General features: G+C 69.9%; 16 protein-coding genes. 9 read left to right on the top strand and 7 right to left on the bottom strand.

What is annotated here, in order from left to right:
* Positions 1-10: 10 nt before the first annotated feature.
* Positions 11-1,108, top strand: a complete 1,098-nt coding sequence (locus AB0D53_RS33140; RefSeq protein ID WP_329820665.1) for an NADH:flavin oxidoreductase/NADH oxidase — start codon at positions 11-13, stop codon at positions 1,106-1,108.
* Between the two features lie 99 nt (positions 1,109-1,207).
* On the opposite strand, the gene AB0D53_RS33135 is transcribed toward AB0D53_RS33140, so the two are convergent.
* Entirely contained in the window at positions 1,208-1,585 is a 378-nt protein-coding gene (locus AB0D53_RS33135) for a hypothetical protein (protein ID WP_362452919.1), read from the bottom strand.
* A gap of 279 nt (positions 1,586-1,864) precedes the next feature.
* Here AB0D53_RS33135 and AB0D53_RS33130 point away from each other — a divergent pair, with 279 nt between their 5' ends.
* The 5 genes from AB0D53_RS33130 to AB0D53_RS33110 are packed head-to-tail and all read left to right on the top strand — an operon-like array spanning position 1,865 to position 7,688.
* Positions 1,865-2,950, top strand: coding sequence for an ABC transporter substrate-binding protein (locus tag AB0D53_RS33130; protein ID WP_362452917.1), 1,086 nt, complete (start codon positions 1,865-1,867; stop codon positions 2,948-2,950).
* 1 nt (position 2,951) lies between these two features.
* On the top strand, positions 2,952-4,586 hold the full coding sequence (locus tag AB0D53_RS33125; RefSeq protein ID WP_362452915.1) for a sugar ABC transporter ATP-binding protein: 1,635 nt from the start codon (positions 2,952-2,954) through the stop codon (positions 4,584-4,586).
* Entirely contained in the window at positions 4,583-5,557 is a 975-nt protein-coding gene (locus AB0D53_RS33120) for an ABC transporter permease (RefSeq protein WP_362452914.1), read from the top strand. The genes AB0D53_RS33125 and AB0D53_RS33120 overlap by 4 nt, the downstream gene beginning before the upstream one ends.
* Positions 5,554-6,624 carry an ABC transporter permease gene (locus AB0D53_RS33115; RefSeq protein WP_362452913.1) on the top strand — a complete coding sequence of 357 codons (1,071 nt, stop codon included), beginning with the start codon at positions 5,554-5,556 and terminating at the stop codon, positions 6,622-6,624. Before AB0D53_RS33120 ends, AB0D53_RS33115 begins: the two co-directional genes overlap by 4 nt.
* Before the next feature lie 53 nt (positions 6,625-6,677).
* Positions 6,678-7,688 carry a LacI family DNA-binding transcriptional regulator gene (locus tag AB0D53_RS33110; RefSeq protein ID WP_362452911.1) on the top strand — a complete coding sequence of 337 codons (1,011 nt, stop codon included), beginning with the start codon at positions 6,678-6,680 and terminating at the stop codon, positions 7,686-7,688.
* Here the strand turns inward: AB0D53_RS33110 and AB0D53_RS33105 are convergent.
* Positions 7,681-10,731, bottom strand: a complete 3,051-nt coding sequence (locus tag AB0D53_RS33105) for a carbohydrate binding domain-containing protein (RefSeq protein ID WP_362452909.1) — start codon at positions 10,729-10,731, stop codon at positions 7,681-7,683. The two genes, AB0D53_RS33110 and AB0D53_RS33105, sit on opposite strands and share 8 nt — an antisense overlap.
* A 227-nt stretch (positions 10,732-10,958) precedes the next feature.
* Here AB0D53_RS33105 and AB0D53_RS33100 point away from each other — a divergent pair, with 227 nt between their 5' ends.
* Both AB0D53_RS33100 and AB0D53_RS33095 read left to right on the top strand, forming a co-directional pair.
* Positions 10,959-11,375, top strand: a complete 417-nt coding sequence (locus AB0D53_RS33100) for a thioesterase family protein (RefSeq protein WP_362452907.1) — start codon at positions 10,959-10,961, stop codon at positions 11,373-11,375.
* 223 nt (positions 11,376-11,598) lie between these two features.
* The gene (locus AB0D53_RS33095) at positions 11,599-11,979 is read left to right on the top strand and encodes a helix-turn-helix domain-containing protein (RefSeq protein ID WP_362452905.1); all 381 of its coding nucleotides are present in this window, start codon (positions 11,599-11,601) and stop codon (positions 11,977-11,979) included.
* Between the two features lie 2 nt (positions 11,980-11,981).
* On the opposite strand, the gene AB0D53_RS33090 is transcribed toward AB0D53_RS33095, so the two are convergent.
* Positions 11,982-13,397, bottom strand: coding sequence for an FAD-dependent oxidoreductase (locus AB0D53_RS33090; protein ID WP_362452904.1), 1,416 nt, complete (start codon positions 13,395-13,397; stop codon positions 11,982-11,984).
* Between the two features lie 75 nt (positions 13,398-13,472).
* The gene (locus tag AB0D53_RS33085; protein WP_362452902.1) at positions 13,473-14,159 is read right to left on the bottom strand and encodes a DUF305 domain-containing protein; all 687 of its coding nucleotides are present in this window, start codon (positions 14,157-14,159) and stop codon (positions 13,473-13,475) included.
* Between the two features lie 157 nt (positions 14,160-14,316).
* On the opposite strand from AB0D53_RS33085, the gene AB0D53_RS33080 reads away from it, so the two are divergent.
* Entirely contained in the window at positions 14,317-15,807 is a 1,491-nt protein-coding gene (locus tag AB0D53_RS33080) for a hypothetical protein (RefSeq protein ID WP_362452901.1), read from the top strand.
* Positions 15,808-15,906: 99 nt separating this feature from the next.
* Here AB0D53_RS33080 and AB0D53_RS33075 read toward each other — a convergent pair whose 3' ends face one another.
* The 3 genes from AB0D53_RS33075 to AB0D53_RS33065 all read right to left on the bottom strand — a co-directional run bounded on the left by AB0D53_RS33075 (position 15,907) and on the right by AB0D53_RS33065 (position 17,646).
* The gene (locus AB0D53_RS33075; protein WP_329820653.1) at positions 15,907-16,086 is read right to left on the bottom strand and encodes a hypothetical protein; all 180 of its coding nucleotides are present in this window, start codon (positions 16,084-16,086) and stop codon (positions 15,907-15,909) included.
* Between the two features lie 69 nt (positions 16,087-16,155).
* Positions 16,156-16,857: an HAD-IA family hydrolase gene (locus AB0D53_RS33070; protein WP_362452899.1), complete on the bottom strand. Its 702-nt coding sequence runs from the start codon at positions 16,855-16,857 to the stop codon at positions 16,156-16,158.
* 90 nt (positions 16,858-16,947) lie between these two features.
* Positions 16,948-17,646, bottom strand: coding sequence for a phosphatase PAP2 family protein (locus AB0D53_RS33065; protein ID WP_362452898.1), 699 nt, complete (start codon positions 17,644-17,646; stop codon positions 16,948-16,950).
* Between the last annotated feature and the right edge of the window lie 31 nt (positions 17,647-17,677).

Raw genomic sequence — 17,677 nt, 5'->3', positions numbered from 1 at the left:
GGAGTCCGACGTGAGTGCCCTCTTCGAGCCCTACACCCTGCGGTCGCTCGTCATTCCCAACCGGATCTGGATGGCGCCCATGTGCCAGTACAGCGCCGCACCGGACGGGCCGGACGCGGGCGTCGCGACCGACTGGCACTTCGCCCACCTCGCCGCGCGGGCCACGGGCGGAACCGGGCTCATCCTCACCGAGGCGACGGCCGTCAGCCCCGAGGGCCGGATCAGCCCCGCCGACCTCGGCATCTGGAACGACACCCAGGTCGCCGCGCTCCGCAGGATCACGCGGTTCATCAAGGGGCAGGGGGCCGTCCCCGGTATCCAGCTCGCGCACGCCGGACGCAAGGCCTCCACGGCGGCCCCCTGGCTGGGCGGACAGCCGGTCGGGCCGGAGGCGCACGGTTGGACGCCCGTCGCTCCCAGCCCGCTGCCGTTCGACGACGGCCACCCGGTGCCGCACGAGCTGACCACGGAAGAGATCCAGGGCATCGTCGACCGGTTCCGCGAGGCCGCGCGCCGCGCACTCGACGCGGGCTTCGAGGTGGCCGAGGTCCACGGCGCCCACGGCTACCTCATCGGACAGTTCCTCTCCCCGCACAGCAACCGGCGCACCGACGAGTACGGCGGCAGCTTCGAGAACCGCGTCCGCCTCGCCCTGGAGGTCGTCGACGCGGTGCGCGAGGTCTGGCCGGAGGAACTGCCCGTCTTCTTCCGGATCTCCGCGACCGACTGGCTCACGGAGAACGACGAGGACGAGCGCGAGGGCTGGACCGTCGACGAGACCGTCCGGCTGGCCGCGCAGCTCCAGGCCCACGGGGTCGATCTGCTGGACGTCTCCAGTGGTGGAAACGCCCCGCACGCCCGCATCGGGACCGGGCCGGGGTATCAGGTCCCCTTCGCGGAGCGGGTCCGGACCGAGACCTCGCTGCCTGTGGCGGCGGTGGGCCTGATCACCGAGCCGCAGCAGGCCGAGAAGATCCTCACCGAGGGCCGGGCGGACGCCGTCCTCCTCGGGCGCGAGCTGCTGCGCAGCCCGTCGTGGGCGCAGGAGGCGGCCCGCGAGCTGGGCGGAGAACTCCGCAAGCCGGAGCAGTATCTCCGCGCGGTCTGACCACTGGAACCACCACTCGCACCGCACCGGCCCGGCCGGTCCCGCACGACGCGCGACGTCATGGGGCCCCGGGCCGGTTCGGTGCGTCCGTACCGAGTTTCACCCGGAGGCGGGCGCGGCGGAGAGGCGGGCGCGGGCGAAGGGGCCCGTCACGAGAACGAAGAGGGTGAACGCGGCGAGGCGCAGCAATCCCGGCTGCGCGGACACGCCGATGTGCTGGATTCCGTATGCCGCATACCAGTTGGCCGCCAGATCGGTCGCCATGATCGCGCACATCAGATCCACGCCGGCCCGCCTCCCGCGGAGCAGCAGCAGGGCGGCCAGTGAGTCCAGGAACGCCAGCGAGGACCAGTACAGGTTCAGCCAGGCCGGCGCCCACTCGTAAGGACGCAGGCCCTTGCCGAGAAGGTCGGCGAAGTGTGAACCGGCACCCACGAAGACCAGGACCGCGACGTACAGAGCCACAAGTGCGACCACCCACCCGGGCACGCGTCCTGACCATCCGCCCATGGGGGTGATCGTCTCATTCCGTGCGCTGCCCGGAGAGCGGAACGCGTCGGTGGTGAGCACCTGCGGCCTTGATCCGCAAGGGATCCGGGCACTTCATCGAGTGGGCTCGGTGCGCCTCAGAAACAACTCGACGACATCTTGCCGCTCGCGTCACACCGCCTATATAACGTTGTAAACCGAGTCGCCGCCATGCCACCGCCGCACGCCGGCCAGCGTGCCGTCCTCCCGCCAAGGAGCGTCCCGCGCATGATGACCCAGCGCCGATCCCGTACCCTCGCCCTGGCCTGTCTCCTCACCGCCACCGCCACGCTGGCCGCCTCCGGCTGCTCCAGGCCGGAGACCGCGGACGACGCGGGCGGTGACAGCAGCCAGGCCGCCCAGGCGGCCAAGTCCCCCGGGAGCAGCTCCGGTTCGGGCTGCTCGCTGCAGACGTACGGCGCACCGAAGCTGGACCTGAAGGACACGGTCGTCGGCTTCTCGCAGTCGGAGAAGGAAGCCAACCCGTTCCGTATCGCCGAGACCCGGTCCATCAAGGACGAGGCCGCGAAGATCGGCGTGAAGAAGCTGCTCACCACCAACGCGCAGTCGCAGCTCTCCAAGCAGATCAGCGACATCCAGGACATGCTGTCCCAGGGTGCCCAATTCCTGATCGTCGCACCGTTGAACTCCGACGGTCTGGAACCGGCGTTCAAGGCGGCGGCGGCCAAGAAGGTCCCGGTGCTCACCATCGACCGCAAGGTCAACTCCACCGCCTGCAAGGACTATGTGGCCTTTCTCGGCTCCGACTTCGTGGAACAGGGCAAGCGCGCGGCCGACGCGATGATCAAGGCGACCGGCGGCAAGGGCAAGGTCGCCATCCTCCTCGGAGCGTCCGGCAACAACGTCACCACCGACCGCACCAAGGGCTTCGTCGACCGGGTCGCGGCCCGGGCCCCCGGCCTGCGGATCGTCGCCCAGCAGACCGGCGAGTTCGCCCGCGACAAGGGCCAGCAGGTCATGGAGCAGCTCATCCAGTCCAAGCCCGACATCACCGCCGTCTACGCGGAGAACGACGAGATGGGTCTCGGCGCCGTCACCGCGCTGAAGGCCGCGGGGAAGAAGCCCGGCAAGGACATCAAGATCGTCTCCGTGGACGGCACCCGGAACGCCGTACAGGCCCTGGTCAACGGCGAGTACAACGCCGTCATCGAATCCAATCCGCGCTTCGGGCCGCTCGCCTTCGCGACCGCCCAGAAGTTCTACGGCGGCGAGGAGATCCCGGAGAACGTCATCATCTCCGACCGGGCGTACGACGAGTCCAACGCCAAGTCCTCTCTCGGCGGGGCCTACTGACATGGCGTCACCGGAGCCCGCGCCGCAGGCCCCTCCGGAGGCCGCCCACCCGGGAACGGCGACCACCACCCCGTCCTCGGCCGCAGCCGTCCTCGAAGCCCGCGCGGTGAGCAAGCGGTTCCCGGGCGTCGTCGCGCTCGACGACGTCTCCTTCTCCCTGCGCGCCGGGGAGACCCATGCGCTGGTGGGGGAGAACGGCGCCGGAAAGTCCACCTTGATCAAGGTCCTGACCGGTGTCCACCGGCCCGACGGGGGAGAGCTCCGGCTGAGCGGACACCCCGTCGGGTTCGCGCGGCCGTCCGAGGCCCAGCAGGCGGGGATCTCCACCATCTACCAGGAGGTGAACCTCGTCCCGCTGATGAGCGTGGCGCGCAACATCTTCCTCGGCCGTGAGCCCAAGAACCGCCTCGGTCTCATCGACTTCGCCCGGATGCACCGCGAGACCGCCGCACTGCTCGACGACTTCGGAATATCCGTCGACCCCCGAAAACCCCTGCACACGCTAGGCATCGGCACCCAGCAGATGGTCGCCCTGGCCCGCGCCGTCTCCATCGACGCCCAGGTCGTCATCATGGACGAACCCACCTCCTCGCTGGAACCGCGCGAGGTCGAAACCCTCTTCCGCGTCATCGGGAACCTGCGCGGCCAGGGCATCGCCGTCCTCTACGTCAGCCACCGCCTGGACGAGCTCTACCGGATCTGCGACCGCGTCACCGTGCTCCGCGACGGCCGCCACATCCACACCGGCGACCTCGCCGGCCTCGACCGCATGCAACTGGTCTCGATGATGCTCGGCCGCGATCTGTCCGAGGTCCGCCGCACCGGCCTGACCCGCTTCGGCGGCGAAGGACACGACACGGCACGCACCCCCGTGCTCACCGCGACCGGCCTCCACCGGCGCCACCGGATCCACGGCATATCCCTGTCGTTGTACGGCGGCGAAGTGCTCGGCCTCGGCGGCCTCCTGGGCTCCGGCCGCAGCGAGACGGCCAAGGCCCTCGCCGGTGCGCTCAGCCTCGACTCGGGCGAAATCACGATCGGTGGGCGGAAGTTGCGCAGGATCGGCTCGGCCGGTGCCATCCGCTCCGGGATCAGTCTGCTGCCCGAGGACCGCAAGGCCGAAGGCATCGTGCCCGGCCTCTCCGTGCGCGAGAACATCGTGCTGGCCGCCCTGCCCAGGCTCTCCCGCTTCGGTGTGGTCTCCCGCCGCAAGCAGGACCGCGTCGTCGACACCTTCATGAAGCGGCTGCGGATCAAGGCGGCGAGCCCCGAGCAGAAGGTCGGCGAACTCTCCGGCGGCAACCAGCAGAAGGTACTCCTCGCCCGCTGGCTCTGCCTGGAGCCCAAGGTGCTGCTGCTCGACGAACCGACCCGAGGCATCGACGTCGGCGCCAAGGCCGAGGTCCAGAGCCTCATCGACGACCTCGCCCGCGAGGGCCTCGCGGTCCTGCTCATCTCCTCCGACATCGAGGAACTCATCGAGGGCGCCGACCGCATCGTCGTGCTGCGCGGCGGCTCGGTGGCGGGCGAACTCGCGGGCGACACGGTGACCGAGAGCCATCTGCTCGAAGTGCTCGCCGACCACTCAACGGCGCCCTGCGCGAAGGCCCCGGCAGCACAGGAGGACCCGCGATGACCGCCGAGGCCGCCCTCCAGGCCCGCGCCCGCCCCCTGGACCGGCTGCGCGACCCCGCCTGGTACCAGGAGTACGGCGTGTATGTCGCCGTGGCGGCGGTGCTCGTCTTCAACGCGCTGTTCACCGAGCACTTCATGACCGCCGGCAATCTGCGCACCCAGCTCGTCCAGGTCGCCCCCGTCGTCATCGTCGCCCTCGGCATGGCCCTGGTCATCGGAACCGAGGGTGTGGACCTGTCCGTCGGCTCGACGATGGCGCTCGCCACCGCTCTGCTGCCGCTCTACCTCGGATACGGGCTCGTGCCCGCGCTCGCCGTCGCACTGCTCGCCGGCGCCGCCGTCGGGGTGGTCAACGGCACCCTGGTCTCGGTCGTCGGACTGCAACCGATCGTCGCCACGCTCGCACTCTTCGTCGGAGGCCGGGGACTCGCCCTCGTCATGGCCGACGGACAGCTCAAGCAGATCGTCAACCCCGACCTGCTCGCGCTCGGCACCGGCTCGCTCCTCGGCGTCCCGCTCGTCGTGCTGATCGCCGCGATCCTCGCCGCGGCCGTGGCCTTCCTCGTCCGGCGCACCACCTTCGGCCGCCGGATCGTCGCCGTCGGAGGCAACCGTTCCGCAGCTGCCCTGGCCGGACTGCCCGTGCGGCGCGTACTCATCGGCGTATACGTGCTGTGCGGCGTGCTGGCCGCCCTGGCCGGCATCCTCGCCACGGCCAGGCTCACCGCCAGCGACCCCTCCTCGCTCGGCACCCTCATGGAACTCTCCGCCATCACGGCGGTCGTGGTCGGCGGCACCCCCCTGAACGGCGGTTCCGTCCGCGTGCTCGGCACCGTCGCGGGCGCCCTGCTGATGCAGTTGCTGCGCGCCACCCTCGTCAAGCACGACCTGCCCGACTCCACCGCACAGATCGCCCAGGCGGCCATCATCATCGCCGCCGTCTACATCGCCCGGGAGCGTCGGTCCCGATGAACGAAACCACACCCGCGGCGGTGGCCCAGGTCCCCCCGCCGCACAAGAACCCCGCGGCATCCGCGGACGGCGCGCCCCGCCCGGCGGACGGGCGGCCCGGGCCCCGGCCCACACCTGCGCAACGGCTCGTCGGGCTCCTCCGGCGCCAGGGCGTGCTCGCCGTGCTGCTCGCCGTCGTGCTGGTCGCCTCGTTCGTCTACCCGACGTTCGCCACACTGGACAACGCCCGCGGTGTGACCGTGCAGGCGTCGTTCCTCGCCGTGGTCGCCCTGGGCATGACTCTGGTCATCATCACCGGCGGCATCGACCTGTCCGTCGGCTCCGTCTTCGCACTCGGCGGGGTGCTCGCCGCGTGGGCCTCGCAATGGGGCATCCTGCCCGCGCTGCTCGTACCGCTCGTGGTCTGCGGGGCGATCGGACTGCTCAACGGATTCCTGATCGCCCGCGCCGGGATGGCCCCCTTCATCGTCACCCTGGCGACCCTGCTGGCGGCCCGCGGCATGCTCCTCGCCTTCACCGACGAGGGCGCCACCACCTACCTGGTACCCAAGGGCTCCGCCTTCGCCGAGCTGGGGCAGGGCAGTGTCCGGGGCTTCGGCCACCCGGTCCTCATCGCCCTGGTGCTGTTCGGCGCGGGCGGTCTGCTGCTGCAGCGCACCTCGTTCGGACAGACCCTCTTCGCCGTCGGCGGCAGCGGCGACGCGGCCACCCTCATGGGCCTGCCCGTCGCGCGCGTGAAACTCCTTGTGTACACGCTCAGCGGTCTGCTGGCCGGACTCGCCGGTGCGCTGAACGCGGCCAGGCTCTCCTCCGGCGTCACCATCGTGGGCGTGGGCATGGAACTCGACGCGATCTCCGCCGTCGTCATCGGCGGCACCCTCCTCGCCGGCGGCGCCGGATCGGTCAGCGGCACCCTCTGGGGCGTACTGCTGCTGGCCGTCATCCAGAACCTCATCAACCAGATCGGCTCGCTGAACTCCTCGTACCAGTCCGTGGTCAGCGGAGGGTTCCTTATCGTTGTCGTCGTGGCCCAGCGCTATCTGGCGCGCGGCCGCGGAACCGGCTGAGCCGAGCCGGACCACCGCGCCCGAGTGCGCATCGAGCAGAGTCGGGGAGTGCCGTGGGCGTCAGCCTCAAGGACGTTGCACAACGGGCGGGCGTGTCCATCAAGACCGTGTCGAACGTGGTGAACAACTATCAGCACGTCACACCGAAGATGCGCGCCAGGGTGCAGCAGGCCATCGACGAGCTCGGCTACCGGCCGAACCTCACCGCACGCCATCTGCGCAAGGGCCGCACCGGCATCATCGCGCTCGCCGTTCCCGAGTTCGGCAACCCGTACTTCGCCGAGCTCGCGGGCGCGGTCGTCGATGCGGCCGCCCGGCACGACTACACCGTCCTGGTCGACCACACCGCGGGCCTCCGCGAGAAGGAACTCCTGGTCAGCCAGGGTTTCCGGTCCCATGTGATCGACGGCCTCATCCTCAGCCCGATCCATCTGGAGACCGAGGACCTGATGGCACGCACCGAGACCGTCCCCCTGGTCCTGCTCGGCGAGCGGGAGTACGAGGCACCGTACGACCACATCGCCATCGACAACGTGGCCGCCTCCCGTGACGCCGTCCGCCATCTCGTCGAGGGCGGCCACCGCCGGATCGCCTTCCTCGGCTCCCGCACCGGACGCGAGCGCCAGCCCGCCCATCTGCGGCTGCGCGGCTGGCGCGAGGAGCTCGCCGCGTCCGGTATCGAGCCCGACGAGTCGCTGGTGGTGGTCACCGACGGCTACGGGCGCGAGGACGGTGCCAGCGCCATGGCCGCTCTCCTGGACCAAGGAGAGCGGCCCGACGCGGTGTTCGCGTACAACGACCTCATCGCCATCGGCGCGATGCGCACCCTCGCTTCACGCGGACTGCGCATCCCCGAGGATGTCGCCGTCGTCGGTTTCGACAACATCGAGGAGAGCCTCTACGGGGCCACCACGCTCACCACGATCGCCCCCGACAAGGAAGCGATCGCCCGGCTCGCGGTCGACAGCCTCGTCGAACGGCTCTCCGGCAGCCCGGTGCCCGAACCACGGCGTCCGCGCCCCGGCTACCGCCTCGTCGTCCGCGAATCCACGGCCACTACTTGAGGTACGGACCCGCCTCGCCGATCCTGCCGGGTGCCGCGTTCCGGCCGCCCAGGTCGAGGACGTAGACGCGCAGGTTTCCCTTGCCGGGCGCGGCGACCGACAGCCTGCCGTCCGACACGACCCGGGTGTCCCCGGTGACGACGTCCTGGTAGGTGCCGTCGGGGATCCCGGTGTAGTCGGCCGCGCCGGTGACGGTCACCAGCGCGAAGCTGTCGGTCCCGCTCGCCGCGTCGGTGTAACGGCGCTTGTACGCCATCGAACCGGTGATGCCTTCCGTGGAGTACTGGCCCATCTGCAGCGCGGGCACGGCGCGCCGGATCTCGTTGAGCCGCTGAAGATGTCTGACCAGCGGCTTGGCGAGCGTGTTGGCGACCTCGCCGGTGGCCGACGCCACCTTGCCGAAGCCGGAGGCCTCGACTGAGCCCGCGAGGTGGTCGCCGTAGTAGGCGCGACCGGTGCTCGCCAGCGGGCAGCCGGGCCCGCAGTCGATCTTCTTGCCCGCCTGGAACTCGATCTCGGAGCCGTAGTAGAGAGTGGGGATGCCGCGGAACGTCCACATCAGCGACATGTTCTCGGCCCACGCGTCGGTCCCGCCCGCGTAGCGCTCACCGCTCTTGTTGGGCCCGTAGTCGTGGCTGTCGACGTACACGACGTTGTACGTGGCGTCGTTGTAACTGTCGTCCGAGTCCTTGCCGTTGTGGAAGGCGTTGCCGGCGTCACCGAAGTTCATGTGCATCCGCATGTCGATGACGTTCATGCCGGAGAAGCGGCTGTGATCCGGTGTGTGGTAGGCGTTTCCGTCCAGGAAGGCGTTGGTGGAGGTGGGCTGGGATCCGGTGCCCAGTTGCTCCTCGTAGTCGTACATCTCCAGTGCGGCCCTGGTGTCGTCGGCGTCGTACTCCTTGCGTTCCTTCCAGGTGAAGAACTGCGCGGAGTGGTTGACCGAGCCGCGGTTCCACTTGTCGTTCACGAAGGCACCGACCTCGCCGAAGACGAAGAAGTTCTTCGCCGCCCCGGCGCCGAACCGCGAGGTGACGCGCTCCTGGATGGCGGGCAGGAAACGGCGGTTCCAGGTGGTGCGCGGAATGTGGACGGCGGTGTCGATCCGGAAGCCGTCGACGCCCATGTCGATGTACTTGTCGTAGGCGCCGATCAGGTAGTTCTGGACGGGCGCGCTCTCGGTGTCGAAGTCGGCCAGGTCCTCGTGCAGCCAGCAGCTCCGGGAGTCCTCGCCCTCCCAGTTCCCGAGCCAGCAGTTGTGATAGTAGATCTTCGGGAACATGCCCGAAGTCGGGCTGTGCCACTGGCAGTTGTAGAGCCGGTAGCCCTCGGCGGAGGTTGTGCCGGTGGGCTTGCCCCAGTTGAGACAGGTGTTGCCGGACGGTTCGGCGGTGGACCAGAGATCGCCGTTGTAGTACGACTTGCCGGACTTCGGTTCGACACTCACCCCGTCGTACTCGAAGCCTTCGCTCTTCTCGTCGTAGTACCAGCTCCACTGGTCGTCGCGGACTCCGTACACCGTCGGTGTGAAGAGGCCCTTGGCGCCCCACCGCGAGGAGTGGTTGTAGACCACGTCCTGGTAGATCTTCATGCCCTTGGCGTGGGCGGCGTCGATCAGGTCCTGGTACGAGGCGCCGGCCGACTCCAGCCGGCCGTCCACCTTGTAGAAGTCGTAGCCGTGATAGCCGTGGTAGTCGTAGTCGGACCGGTTCAGTACGACCGGGGTGATCCAGATGGCGGAGAAGCCCAGTCCCTTGATGTAGTCGAGTCTGTCGACCAGGCCCTTGAAGTCGCCGCGGAACATGGGGTCGTTGTTGGCCGCGTTGCCGGACTTCACGTGCTGGCTGCCGCCCCGGTTGTTGGCGCTGTCGCCGTCGTTGAACCGGGCGGTGAGCACGAAGTAGATCGGGTCCTTGCGCGGGTCGGTGCCCAGTGGCTTCCCGGTGGCCGGAGCGGTGGGCCTGTCGCCGGTGGTGGCGGTGGCCGAACCGGACGCCGCGGACACGTTGCCGGCCGCGTCCACGGCCTTCACCGTGTAGCTGTAGGCGGTCCGTTCCTCAAGGTTCGTGTCGGAGTAGACCGTGGAACCGACATCGGTGACCATCGTGCCTCCGGTGCCTCCGGTGCCTCCGGTGCCGCCGGTCCGGGTCACCTGGTACCGGGTGACGCCGCGGTTGTCGGTGGAGGGGTCCCAGGTCAGCACGACGGAGACGCCGTCCGCGTCGGCGCGCACCTTCGACGGCACGGTGGGGGCCTCGGTGTCGGCGGGTTCCGTGGCGCACGGGTCCTCGGCGTCGGCGGTGACGGTCTTGTCCTTCACCGTGGAGACACCGGCCGGGATCGTGTAGTCGCGGCCGTTGTTGTTGTCCCAGACCCCGTTGCCGTTGTTGAACGCGGCCTGCATGGAGGTGGCGGTGCCGAGATCGACGGACCGTTTCACCCACCCCGTGCAGGCCGCCTCCATGCCCACGCCCGGAACGGTGGTCCACGATCCGCCCGCGGGCTGGTAGTGGATGTTGGCGGTGGACCAGCCGACGGTGGTCGTCGAGTAGTAGACCGAGGCGGTGTCGGCGTCCGTGGGGGAGGGCGAGGGGTCCGGGCCGGAGCCGGCGCAGGGGTCGCTGTGGGCCACGACCCCGTCCTTGACGGTGATGTTCCCGGTGCCCAGCGCGTAGTTCCTGCCGGCGTTGTTGTCCCAGGTGCCCGAGCCGTCGTTGAACGTCGCGGCCAGCCCGGACGCGCTGCCCAGGCTGACGGTCCTCTTCACCCAGTCGGTACAGGCCGCCTCCATCCGTGCCCCGGGCACGGTCGTCCACGAGCCGCCGTCGGGCGCGTAATGCAGGTTGTACGCCGACCAGTTCCTGGTCTTCGTGTAGTAGAAGACCGTCGCGGTGTTCTCCGCCGCCGCGGCGGGCACTGCGGACGGTGCGCCGGTTTCCGGTACGGCGCTCTCCGGTACGGCGGTGAGAAGCCCCAGAAGCCCGGCAGCTGCCACGGCTGCCGCCAGGGGCCGTCTCGGTACGGAGCGTGGGGTGCGTTTCATGTGTGTCTCCAGGGGAGGGCCACGGCCGGGGGCCGGGGCAGCCGGAGAACCCTGACGCGCCTCGGGGTTCGAGAGAGCAGTCCGTTCCGCTGAGCAAGGTCTGCCGGAATTTTGCTGCAAGCTCTTGCGGTCAGGAAGTTACCTGGGCATGACAGGTACGTAAGAGGTGCGGTGCGGGCGGTGCGGACACGGGGAATGGCAAAAGACGTCACGGGGTTGGGGCGTTCATGACCTTTTTTGTTGACGTGACCGTCCGGGGCTACGAGCTCGACACGCAGGGGCATCTGAACCAGGCCGTCTATCTCCAGTACGCCGAGCACGCCCGCTGGGAGCTCCTGCGCGCCGCCGGCCTGCCGCAGGACAAGCTGCTGGCCAGCGGCGTCGGTCCGGTCGCACTGGAGACGACGGTGAAGTTCCTGCGGGAGCTCCGCGGTGGCGACCGGGTCCGGGTGACCTGCCGGTTCGTGTACGGAGAGGGGAAGACGTTCACGGTCGCGCAGCAGATCCTCAAGGAGGACGGCACCGTCGCGGCGGAGGTCACGGGCGTGGCGGGGATGCTCGACCTGGCGCACCGCAAGCTGATCGCCGACCCGGCCGCCCATCTCGCCTCGCTCGCCGACAACCCGGACCTGCTCCGTGGGTGACGGGAGGCCCGGTCGGTCCGTCAGGTCCTCACGATCCTGAAGTGCGTGCGGTGGCGGCTCGGGGCGTCGGGCTCATCGACGCCCCGAGGCGGCATCGCGCGCACGGAGCGATGAGTGACAGGCCCACCGTCCGGTGAATGTCGAACTACGACGGATCTCGTATTATGGAGGCCGAAGCAATCCCCGTCATGGAACCGGAACGGTCCCAGGAAGTGGAGCCGTCGTGACCCCCGCCAGCACCCCTGTCGCAAGCGCCACCGAGGCCGGGGGCCGTGTGCTCGACCACCCCGCGCGCGACGAGATCCGCATCGAAGGGGTGCTCCACGCGCTCTCCGACCCGATTCGACTGCGCATCGTCCGCGAGCTGGCCGCGGCCGAGTCCGAGCTTTCCTGCTCCTGTTTCGACCTCCCGGTGTCCAAGTCGACGTCCACGCACCACTTCCGGGTGCTGCGCGAGAACGGGATCGTCCAGCAGATCTACCGGGGCACGGCCAAGATGAACGGCCTGCGGCGCGACGATCTGGAGGCGCTGTTCCCCGGGCTCCTCGGCCGTGTCCTCGACGCGGCGAACCGCCAGGTACAGCGCATCGGCGAGGACCGGTAGCCTCACCCGTCGTCCGGGCCGCCCCTGCGTGCGGCGCTCAGCAGCCCCGCCCAGTCCGGGATCTTCACCCGCTCCCGGCCCAGCGACCGGCCCAGCGCCGTCTCCGCCCGCTCGATGGACAGCCAGCCGTCCCACTCCACCGGACACAGCCCCCACGCCCGCAGCGCCGCCACAGGATCGGCTGCCGGGGCGCGCCCGGTGAGCAGTGCTGCGTCGTCGAGCAGTGAAGCCACCGTCTCCTTCGCGCACGACCGGTTCGAGCCGATGACCCCGGTCGGCCCCCGTTTGATCCACCCCGCCACATACTCCCCGGGCGACGGCACTCCGTCCCGAAGCACCCGTCCCGCGAGATGCGGCACGGTCCCGTGCACCGGGTCGAAGGGCAGGCCGGGCAGCGGAATCCCGCGGTAGCCGATCGCCCGCAGTACGAGCTGGGCGGGGACGTCCTCGTACGTACCGGCGTCGCGCACGCCCCCGCTGCCGTCCGGCACCGTATGGGCGAAGCGCACCCCAGCCACCCGGCCGTCCCGCTCCAGCAGCTCGACGGGGCGCAGAAAGAACCGCAGGTGGATGGTGCGCACCGGATGCCCGCCGGTGCTCGCCCCCGCGTCGCCGGCGGCGGCCCATCCGCGCAGCACCTCCATGTTGCGCCGCGCCGCCGCCGTCAGGGGCGGCGCGTTCGGGGGCGAGGACGGGGCCACGGGCCGGCCGGACGGATCGGTGTACGCCGGATCGCGGGCGAGCTCGGCCTCGTCCACCACGACCCGGGCCTGTGGCAGCCCGCCCAGCTCGCGCAGCTCCTTGGTGGTGAACCTGGCCTGTGACGGCCCGCGCCTGCCCGCCATGTGGATCTCGTGCACCCGGCTGCCGGCCAGCGCGCCGAGCGCACCGTGCGGTACGTCGGTGGGACGCAGTTCCCGCGCGCTGCGCGCGAGAATCCGCGCCACGTCCACCGCCACATTGCCGACCCCGATCACCACGACCGAACGCGCCCGGAGCGCGAAGCCGTCGGGGGCCGCGTCCGGGTGTGCGCTGTACCAGGCGACGAACTCGGTGGCGGAGCAACTGCCGGGCAGATCCTCGCCGGGGACGGCGAGCGCGCGGTCGGTCGCGGCCCCGACGCAGTAGACCACCGCGTCGTACAGCTCGCCGAGTTGCTCGGGCGGGATCCCGTCGCCGCCCACCTCGACGTTTCCGAGGAAGGTGATCCGCTCGTGTTCCAGAACGGTCCGCAGGCTGTTCTGCAGCGACTTGATCTTCTCGTGGTCCGGGGCGACTCCGTAGCGCACCAGGCCGTACGGGCAGGGGAGCCGGTCCAGCACATGGACCCGGACATCGGGAACCCGGTCCTGCGCGACCAGGGCCTGGGCGGTGTAGACCCCGCTGGGACCGGAGCCGACGACGGCGACACGGAGCACGGCGTACCTCTTCCCCGAGGATCCCTCCAGCATGGCACCGGTGGGCGGTGCGCGGGGGAGAGGGACGCGCGGGCATCAGGGCGACAGGGTGCGCATTTTGTCGATCTCCACCGTCTGCTGGGCGATGACGTCCCCGGCCATCTCCTCGATCTGTACGTTGTTTCCCTCCGCGAGCACCTCGGTCGCCATCGTGACCGCTCCCTGGTGGTGGGTGATCATCAACGTGAGGAAGAGCCTGTCGAAGGCGGCTCCGTCCGCCTCGCGCAACTTCTTCAGCTGCGCCGGGGTCGCCATGCCGGGCATCGCCGAGTGGTCATGGGCGGACTTGTGCCGGTCGCCGCCGTTGTGCGTGAGCCATCCCTCCATGGCGCCGATCTCCGGCTTCTGGCTTGCCGTGATGCGTTCGGCGAGCCGTTTCACCGGGGACGAGCCGGAGCGGGAGGGGACGAGTGCGGTCAACTCCAGGGCCTGGGCGTGATGTTGGATCATCATCTGCGCATAACGGTAGTCGGCCGAGTTGGGAGCGTCGTCCCCGGCGGCCTCGGCGGCCTCCTCGGCGGAGAGGGTCCTGGCGGGCTCGCCCGGTTTCCCCGGCGCCACCACCGAGGGACCCCCGCCGGCCTGCGCCTTCGTGCGACTCCCGCCGTCTCCCGCATCGCACGCGGTGAGGGCGAGCGCGGCGGACACGGCTGCCGCGACGAGAACGGATCTGCGTACACACATGGTCTGACGGCGGATCAACAAGTGGACCTCCATGGCCATATGGGCGATTGTCAATCGTCCTGACACGCTTCCGCACTGCGGTGATCAGAAACTTTCATTACGTCTCTGTTGCCATCTGTTGGGATCACCATGGGAAGGACGATACTGCCGAGGTCCGTGAACCGTTCAACTACGTTCGGATCCATGGGAGGACGCAGTGAATTCGTTGCACACGAGCCCGGTGCGGCGCAGACGCCTGGGTGCGGCGGCGGCAGCCGCCGGACTGCTGGCCACTCTGCTGATGGCCGGACCCGCGGCCGCGACGCCCGACCCCGGTGACACGGCCGCGGCCCGGACCGAGGTCTCCGCCGCCCAGCAGGCCGAAGCCACGGCCGCCATCAGCAGTGGCGAGGTACCCGGTGTGGACGAGATCGTCCACAGCGACAACATCACCCATCTGGCCAACGTTCCGAAGGACGCGCTCAAGGGCCTCAACACGGACCTGGCCTTCCAGGGGAAGTACGCCTTCGCCGGAAACTACGACGGTTTCCGGATCTTCGACATCAGCAACCCCAGGTCCCCGAAGACGGTCGCGCAGGTTCTGTGCCCCGGCTCGCAGAACGACATCTCGGTCTCGGGCAACCTCCTCTTCCTGTCCACCGACTCCTCGCGCAGCGACAACTCCTGTACCAGCACCACCCAGCCCGCCACGGAGAAGTCCTCGTGGGAGGGCATGAAGGTCTTCGACATCAGCGACAAGCGCAACCCGAAGTACGTCGCCGCCGTCGAGACCGCGTGCGGATCGCACACCCACACCCTGGTCCCCGAGCGCAAGAACGTGTACGTGTACGTCTCCTCGTACTCGCCGAGCGAGGCGTTCCCCGACTGCCAGCCGCCGCACGACGGGATTTCCGTCATCAAGGTGCCGCGCAACGCGCCGGAGAAGGCCGCGGTCGTGAACTTCCCGGTGCTCTTCCCGGACGGCGGCAACCCGGGTGCGCCGCAGAACCCGGGCGTCTCCAAGACCACCGGATGCCACGACATCACCGTGCTGCCCTCGAAGGACCTGGCCGCCGGTGCCTGCATGGGCGACGGCCTGCTCTTCTCCATCAAGGACCCGGAGAACCCGAAGATCATCGACCGGGTGCAGGACAATGTGAACTTCGCCTTCTGGCACTCGGCGACGTTCAACCAGACGACGGACAAGGTCGTCTTCACCGATGAGCTCGGCGGCGGTGGCGCGGCCACCTGCAACGAGGAGATCGGCCCGAAGCGCGGCGCCAACGGCATCTACGACATCGTCGGCAGGGGAGACCACCGCAAGCTGGTCTTCCGCAGCTACTTCAAGATCGACCGTCCGCAGGCCGACACCGAGGTCTGTGTCGCCCACAACGGTTCGATCATTCCGGTCAAGGGCCGCGACCTGATGGTCCAGGCCTGGTACCAGGGCGGGGTGTCGGTGTGGGACTTCACCGACTCGTCGAAGCCGAAGGAGATCGGCTACTTCGAGCGCGGTCCGGTCAGCACCGACGCCGTCACCACGGCCGGCCCCTGGTCGGCGTACTACTACAACGGCTACATCTACTCCAACGACATAGCCAAGGGCTTCGACGTCCTGAAGCTCGACGACCGGCGGACCGACCCGGCGAAGCGGGTGCGGCTGGACGAGCTCAATGTGCAGACGCAGCCGGATTACTTCGACCGCTGACCGGCCGGATCCTCCACCCGGCCGGCGGCAGCCGGCTCCATCGGGCGCCGAAGGCGCCCCGCAGGGCGGTTCCCCCGCCGTGCGGGGCGCCGCGTCGCGTCAGGCGGCGGTCCGGGCGGTGCCGCCCGTCGCCGCGGCCCACTCCACCAGCAGACGCTGGTACTGCTCCTCGTCCTCCGGGGACAGGCAGCCGCCCGAGCGCTGCCACAGGTCGCGGATCTCTTTGTTCACCTCGGCGGCAGTGCGCGTGGAGTCGGAGGAGCGCGGAGAACGGGACATGACTACAGGCTAAGGCCCCGATGTGACAATCAGACCCATTGGGCGTCAGGGACATCTCTCACATGTCTGTCAGGCAACGCCCTGCACCAGTTCGAGCGTCCGCAGTCCGTCGGGCCGCTCCTCCACGGGCAGATGCTGCACGAACCGCACGTCACAGCCCAATGCGGCGGCCCCGCCGTCCGCGTGCCGGTCGTCGCCGACCATCACCACATCCGCCGGATCCAGCCCGAGAAATGTGCAGGCCGTGTGGAAGAGCTGTGCGTCCGGCTTCTGCACGCCGTGCTCGTACGACAGCACATAGGCATCGACCAGGTGGTCCAGGCCGTGCGCCCGGAAGACCGGCCGCAGGTCCCAGCCGATGTTGCTGACCACCCCGATCCGGGTGCCGCCGTCGTGCAGCGCGCCGAGCACCTCCGCCGCGTCCGGGTAGGGCCGCCAGGCGGCGGGTGCCCGGTGCCGCTCGTACAGCGCGTCGTACAGCCCGGGATCCGGCAGCTCCACCTGCCTGGCCAGTCCGGTGTACGCCTCCCGGTGCAGTTCGGCGCTCTCGTCACGGGTGGCGTACGCGGCGGCGAGCCGGGCGGGGACGTGCCGGGGGGACGGGCCGCCCGGCAGGGCCCCGGCGTCCTCCAGCTCGCTCGCGTACCGCTCGAAGTCGGCCTCGCCGACCGTCACCCCCCGCTCGGCGAGGGCCGCACGCAACCAGGACCGGACCGGCTCGATCCGGAAGAGGGTCCCGGAGAAGTCGAAGAGCACACCCTTGATCTGCATGGCTGCGATCCTTCCCCGCGCGGGGACACCGGGGCAAGGCGGGGCCGGTCCCGGTACGGGCACGGCGGGACGGGGCCTTACCGGGACGGTTCAGGAACTGCGGGGACGGCGCCGCCCGCCGCGCCGCTCGTACCGGGCGAATCCGTCGATCGAGAGGGCCACCAGGGCCGCCCCGAACAGCCAGCCGCCCAGTACGTCGCTCAACCAGTGCACCCCCAGGTAGAGCCGGGTCAGGCCCACCCCGACGACCGAGACGCACGCCACGACCAGCGCGGTCCACCACAGCCGGGGCCCGGCCCCGTACCGTCGCAGCAGCCAGAGCAGCAGACCGAGGCTCACCGTCGCCGTCATCGCGTGACCCGAGGGGAACGCCGCGTAATGGGCGGAGTCCACCGGGTCGGGCCAGTGCGGCCGCTCCCGGCCGACCGCCGACTTCAGCCCCTGCTGAACCAAGGCGGCCAGCACGCTCGTCGCCGCCACCCACACCGCGAGCACCCGCGCCCCGCGCCACCAGAGCACCACCACGGCCACCGCGATCAGGGCGCGCATGGTCCACGGATCCCAGGCCCAGTCGGTCAGGATCCGGTTGACGTGCACCAGGCCGGGTTCGGCCACCGCCCTGCGGTGCAGGGCGGTGGCGACATCACGGTCCAGCGTCATCAGCGGCGACCAGCGCACCGCGACGAGGACCAGCACGGTCAGTGCGAGAAGCGCACAGACCGTACCCGCCCCGAAGGGTGTGACACGGGAGCGGGGACGCGTGGGCGGGGAGAGCTGCGGGGACGGCATGGGGTGATCTTCCCGGACGGCTGCCGCCGTT

It is taken from the genome of Streptomyces sp. NPDC048295, from assembly GCF_040652135.1.
Taxonomy (GTDB): domain Bacteria; phylum Actinomycetota; class Actinomycetes; order Streptomycetales; family Streptomycetaceae; genus Streptomyces.
This window is presented reverse-complemented; position numbering and strand designations above follow the sequence as displayed.